This is a genomic window from Lactococcus cremoris subsp. cremoris NBRC 100676 (assembly GCF_001591705.1).
Lineage (GTDB): Bacteria > Bacillota > Bacilli > Lactobacillales > Streptococcaceae > Lactococcus > Lactococcus cremoris.
Genome location: NZ_BCVK01000114.1, coordinates 1 through 1,313, shown reverse-complemented (window position 1 = coordinate 1,313; position 1,313 = coordinate 1). Strand labels below are relative to the sequence as shown.

Sequence of the window (1,313 nt, the reverse complement as noted above, 5' to 3'; positions counted from 1 at the left end):
GGTAGTGTAAAATAAGTTGTGTAAACACAAAAAGGAATAAATCCGTTATAGTAGAGTTGCGAAACATTACTAGAAAGAGATTTATTCCTATGACTCAGTTTACCACAGAACTACTTAACTTCCTAGCCCAAAAGCAAGATATTGATGAATTTTTCCGTACTTCTCTTGAAACTGCTATGAATGATCTGCTTCAAGCAGAGTTATCAGCCTTTTTAGGGTATGAACCTTACGATAAAGTAGGCTATAATTCTGGGAATAGTCGTAACGGAAGCTATTCACGGCAATTTGAAACCAAATATGGGACTGTTCAGTTGAGCATTCCTAGAGATCGTAATGGGAACTTTAGTCCAGCTTTGCTTCCCGCTTATGGACGTCGAGATGACCACTTGGAAGAGATGGTTATCAAACTCTATCAAACCGGTGTAACGACTCGAGAAATTAGTGATATCATCGAGCGAATGTATGGTCATCACTATAGTCCTGCCACAATTTCTAATATCTCAAAAGCAACTCAGGAGAATGTCGCTACTTTTCATGAGCGAAGCTTAGAAGCCAATTACTCTGTTTTATTTCTTGACGGAACCTATCTTCCATTAAGACGTGGAACCGTTAGTAAAGAATGTATTCATATCGCACTTGGCATTACACCAGAAGGACAGAAGGCTGTTCTTGGATATGAAATCGCCCCAAATGAAAACAATGCTTCTTGGTCCACCCTGTTAGACAAGCTTCAAAACCAAGGAATCCAACAGGTTTCTCTTGTAGTGACCGATGGCTTCAAGGGGCTTGAACAGATTATCAGTCAGGCTTACCCATTAGCTAAACAACAACGTTGCTTAATTCATATTAGTCGAAATCTAGCTAGTAAAGTGAAACGAGCAGATAGAGCGGTTATTCTGGAGCAATTTAAAACGATTTATCGTGCTGAAAATTTAGAAATGGCAGTGCAAGCTTTAGAGAACTTTATCGCCGAATGGAAACCAAAGTATAGGAAAGTCATGGAAAGTCTGGAGAATACGGATAATCTTTTAACTTTTTATCAGTTTCCCTACCAGATTTGGCACAGCATTTATTCGACAAACCTCATTGAGTCTCTTAACAAAGAAATCAAACGTCAAACGAAAAAGAAGGTTCTTTTTCCTAACGAGGAGGCTCTGGAACGTTACTTAGTTACTTTGTTTGAAGATTATAATTTCAAGCAAAGTCAACGCATCCATAAAGGGTTTGGCCAATGTGCTGACACACTTGAAAGCTTATTTGATTAATATTCTTCAACTCTACTTGAGTGTTTACACATAATTATTGACAGTATC

At 38.2% G+C, this 1,313-nt stretch carries 1 protein-coding gene; it reads left to right on the top strand.

Features of this window, described 5'->3' with window-relative positions; translation table 11 throughout:
* The first annotated feature begins 89 nt into the window (after positions 1-89).
* Positions 90-1,265: an IS256-like element IS905 family transposase gene (locus LLA01S_RS11995; protein WP_003138385.1), complete on the top strand. Its 1,176-nt coding sequence runs from the start codon at positions 90-92 to the stop codon at positions 1,263-1,265.
* Positions 1,266-1,313: the final 48 nt, after the last annotated feature.

Excerpts from the sequence above, each read along its gene's own strand:
- LLA01S_RS11995 (WP_003138385.1), top strand. The coding sequence starts at position 90 with ATGACTCAGTTTACCACAGAACTACTTAACTTCCTAGCCCAAAAGCAA.